Source organism: Micromonospora sp. D75, from assembly GCF_018070405.1.
GTDB classification, from domain to species: domain Bacteria; phylum Actinomycetota; class Actinomycetes; order Mycobacteriales; family Micromonosporaceae; genus Micromonospora; species Micromonospora chalcea.
In genome coordinates, this window is the sequence record NZ_JAGPXV010000578.1 from 1 (window position 1) to 3,806 (window position 3,806).

General features: G+C 73.9%; 5 protein-coding genes. All 5 read right to left on the reverse strand.

Annotated elements, in window-relative coordinates:
• Positions 1 to 379: adenylosuccinate synthetase (locus tag KBX39_RS25750; protein WP_210872925.1), on the reverse strand; the 379-nt coding region annotated here is incomplete at its 3' end.
• Complete coding sequence (locus KBX39_RS25755; protein WP_113972262.1) at positions 376 to 1,335, reverse strand: hypothetical protein; 960 nt, start codon at positions 1,333 to 1,335, stop codon at positions 376 to 378. The genes KBX39_RS25750 and KBX39_RS25755, both read right to left, overlap by 4 nt.
• A 10-nt stretch (positions 1,336 to 1,345) precedes the next feature.
• A complete protein-coding gene (locus tag KBX39_RS25760) occupies positions 1,346 to 2,329 on the reverse strand; it encodes a serine/threonine protein kinase (RefSeq protein ID WP_069088128.1) in 984 nt (327 codons plus the stop codon).
• Positions 2,326 to 3,084 (reverse strand): NUDIX domain-containing protein, encoded by a 759-nt coding sequence (locus KBX39_RS25765; RefSeq protein WP_176722790.1) that lies wholly within the window; start codon positions 3,082 to 3,084, stop codon positions 2,326 to 2,328. The genes KBX39_RS25760 and KBX39_RS25765 overlap by 4 nt, the downstream gene beginning before the upstream one ends.
• Positions 3,085 to 3,164: 80 nt before the next feature.
• Positions 3,165 to 3,806: MaoC/PaaZ C-terminal domain-containing protein (locus KBX39_RS25770; RefSeq protein WP_282102476.1), on the reverse strand; the 642-nt coding region annotated here is incomplete at its 5' end.

Sequence of the window (3,806 nt, forward strand, 5' to 3'; positions counted from 1 at the left end):
CTCCCCGGGCGATCTCCCGGGCGCGGTTGGCGGCCCGGTGGTACGGGGTGGCGAGCAGCGCCTCCCCGTCCACAGTCAGACGGTCGAGCGCGTCTGGTACGCCGACCGACGCGAGGTGGTCGGCCTCGGCTGCCAGCGCCAGCGGGTCCACCACCACGTGCCGCGCCAGGTGCGTCCGTACGCCCGGACGGAACGTCCCGGCGCCGAACTGCGCGAACGTGTGGTGCCGCCCGTCGCGCAGGACGACGTTGTGCGCCGCCTGCGCGCCCCCGTTGAACCGGACCACCGTGTGCACCTGCCGGGTGGCGCAGAGCAGGTCCACCACTGTGCCCTTGCCGGCGTCGCCGTAGCCGAGGTCGACCACCATCACGTGGTTCACAGCCGGGTGACCCCGCTTCCGCCGTCGGCCGGGCTGAACGGCAGCGTCGCCACCGCGCGGCGGCCGGAGCCGAGCCGGGCGAGCGCCTTCGAGACGGTCCGGGTGGCGGTGGAGCCGGCCCGGTCCAGGTCGCGCAGCCCGGCGTCCAGGTCGATGGCCTGCTCGCCGAGCCCGACGGTGAGCGCGATCGTCTCGCAGACCGCGTCCAGGTCGTCCAGCTCGACCGCGTTCTGCCCGAGCAGGCCGCGCCAGAAGTCCAGCACCTTGCGGTTGCCCGCGTAGTGGCTGCCGGCGGGCAGCAGGTAGTAGGTGTCCCAGCGCGCGGTCACCTCGTCCACGATCTGCCGGACCGGCACGTCCTCGCTCAGGTCGTCGCCGATCAGCCGGGCCACCTCCGCGCGCTTCACCCCCGCGTACGCCAGCTCGTCGCCGATGATGAACAGGTAGCCGCGCCGGCCGCGCTTGTCCCAGCTGTCGGTGGCCGTGTGCCGGGCCATGAAGTACAGCGCCAGCTCGTACGACTCCATCATCTGGCCGCCTCCGCCGCCCTCCAGCACGATCCGGCCGAGGTCGTCGTCCATCCGGTTGTCGGACTCGAACTGCCCGATCTGCAACGGCACCCGGTCGCAGGTGGCGTCGCCGATCGCGCCGAACATGACCTGCGGGTCGCTCGCGTACCCCTGGCGCAGCAGCAGGCCCAGCAGCTGCGGCAGCTTGCTCTGCAGCACCCGGGGCACGTGCCCCATCGAGCCGGTGACGTCGAACAGCACGGCGATCGGCGTCGACTGCGGGTGCTCGGCGGAGTCGCGGCTCTCCCGCAGCGCGTCGCGCGGGTCGAGCGCCGGGTGCACCTTGCGCGCGCCGCTGTCGCTGTACGAGAACGCGCTCTTGCCGGTGCGGCGCCGGTAGCGGTCGGCGGCGTCGTACACGTCGGTGGACCAGATTCCACTGCCCATGGCAGCCTCCCTACGGGTTGAGGGTGAAGGGTCGGAAGGTGCGCGGCCCGTACAGCCGGTGCAGCACCTCGTCCAGTTCGCGCAGCAGCCGCCAGGCGTCGTCGGGCCGGGTGGCGAGCGCGGCGCCCTGGCAGCCGTCGGCGAAGGCGCGCAGCTCGCGGGGCGCGCGGTCGCCCATCAGCCAGGTCATGCAGCGGGCGGCCAGCGCGATGTCGGTGCCGGGGCCGCACTGCCGCTTCGCGGCGACCTCCGGCGGATACCAGTCCTCGTGGCCGGGCACCAGCGCCGGCACGAGCCCGCCCGGCTCGGCCGAGAAGCACCAGTCGACGAGCACCAGGCCGTGCGCGTCCGGCTCGATCAGCACGTGCCGGGGCAGCACCGCGCCGTGCACCACGCCCGCGCGGTGGGCCAGGCCGAGCGCCACGAGCAGCCGCCGCCACATCCAGGCCGCGTCGCGCGGGTCCAGCCCGTCCGGGTACGCGCGGCGCACGTCGTCCAGGCTGCGCAGCCCGGGTACGGTCACCAGCTCGTTGACCTGCCGCTGCACGCCGGTCGACGGGTCACGCGCCGGGTAGGAGTCGACGAGCTTCGGCACGTACGCGAGGTGTCTGGCGTCGCCGCGCTCGGCGATGCGGCGCAACGCGCGCGCCTCGCGGGCCATCAGGTCGTTGTCGCCGGGGTGCCGGGCCACCTTGGCCAGGTGATAAGAAGGGGCTCCTCCTCTACCGGAGGCGTTAACAGGGGGCCCTTCCTTGCGTTCGTGCAGGGTGGCGACGTCGCCGGTGTACGCGGGGGCCGGGGTGCGCCACCGGGTGGTGACGGTGACGAGTGCTTCGGCGGCGGCGGCGCGTACGCCGGGGTCGGCCGCGCCCAGCCGGTCGGGGTGCAGCGCGCCGACCAGCTCGCGGTAGCGGCGGGCCGGCTCGTCGGCGCCGAACAGGTCGGCGTCGGTACGCGCGGCAGTGACCAGCCGGATCGCTTCTTCGGTCCTCACCGCACCGTCTCCTCCCGGGCGGGGCGCAGCAGCGCCGGGTGCAGCAGCCGGGCGTCTCCGGCGCGGTAGAGCTTGGCCCGGGGGCCGCCGCGCGCGCCGCCGCGCTCGGTGCTGGCGCCGGTGCTCTCCACGAAGCCGGGCACCGAGAGCACCTTGCGGTGGAAGTTGCCGGCGTGCAGCGGGTGCCCCCAGACCGTCTCGTAGACCTCCCGCAGCTCGGTGATCGTGAACTCGGGGGCGAGGAAGCGGGTGGCCAGCGGCGTGTACTCCAGCTTGGAACGGGCGCGCTCCAAGCCGTCGTCGATGATCCGGCCGTGGTCGAAGGCGAGCTGCCGGCTGGTCAGCGCGGTGACCGGCAGCCAGATCGCCTCGTCGGCGTCGGTGTCGGCGACCGGGTCGGGCAGGTCGGGGGCGAACGCCAGGTGCGCGACCGAGACCACCCGCATGCGCGGGTCGCGGTCCGGGGCGCCGTAGCTGCCGAGCTGTTCCAGGTGCACCCGGCGCAGCCGCTCGCCGCCGAGGCCGGTCTCCTCGGCCAGTTCGCGCCGGGCGCCGGCGGTCAGGTCCTCGTCCGGCTGGACGAAGCCGCCGGGCAGCGCCCAGTGCCCCGCGAAGGGCGGCGCGCCGCGGCGGATCAGCAGCAGGTGCAGCGCGCCCTCGCGGATGGTCAGCGCGACCACGTCGACGGTGACCGCGACCGCCGGGTAGTCCCGCGGGTCGTACCCGGCGAGGAAGTCCTGCTCGTTCACGGTCACTCACTCTCTCAGGTTGAGAACAACTCACTCTGAGAACAACTGAGCGCCGAAAAGAGGGGACGGCAAGTCCCCTCTTTTCTTCAGCGCACCGAACCGGTCAGGTGCGGCCTCCCGTCCCGGGCGCTGTGCAGCGCGAAGTCCCAGTCCGCGCCGTTGGGCGAGGCGCTGAACGCCACAGTCGACGGCAGCGGCACCGGCAGCTTGAACGCCACGTCCACCGTGTACGCCTCCGGTAGCCGGGGTTCCAGCGCGGCCAGGCATCGGGCCTTGCTCCACATGCCGTGCGCGATCGGGCGCGGGAAACCGAACAGCCGCGCGCCCAGCTTCGAGGTGTGGATCGGGTTGTGGTCGCCGGAGACGCGCGCGTAATCAGTACCCACGCGGGGCGTCACCCGCCACCGCGCCGAGGCGGCCGGCGGCGCCGGGCGGTCACCCCGGTCGCGCCGCGGGCCGCCGCCGGACGCACGCTCCTTCCCGAGGTACGTGGACACGCCGCGCCACACCTCCTCGCCGCCGATCGAGCCGACCAGCACCACGTCGAGCTGGCGGCCGCGCTCGTGCGGGCGCAGGTTCTCCGCGTACGTGTGGAAGTCGACGCGCTCGCCGACCTCGACCGGGCGGTGCACGGTGATCCGGTTGGCCACGTGCACCACGCCGGTGAGCGGGATCGGGAAGCCGGGGCTCGTCATCAGCCGCAGCGACAGCGGGAACCCGAGCACGTG

Bases quoted from the DNA above. Each gene is read 5' to 3' on its own strand.
- KBX39_RS25755 (WP_113972262.1), bottom strand. From the start codon at position 1,335: ATGGGCAGTGGAATCTGGTCCACCGACGTGTACGACGCCGCCGACCGC.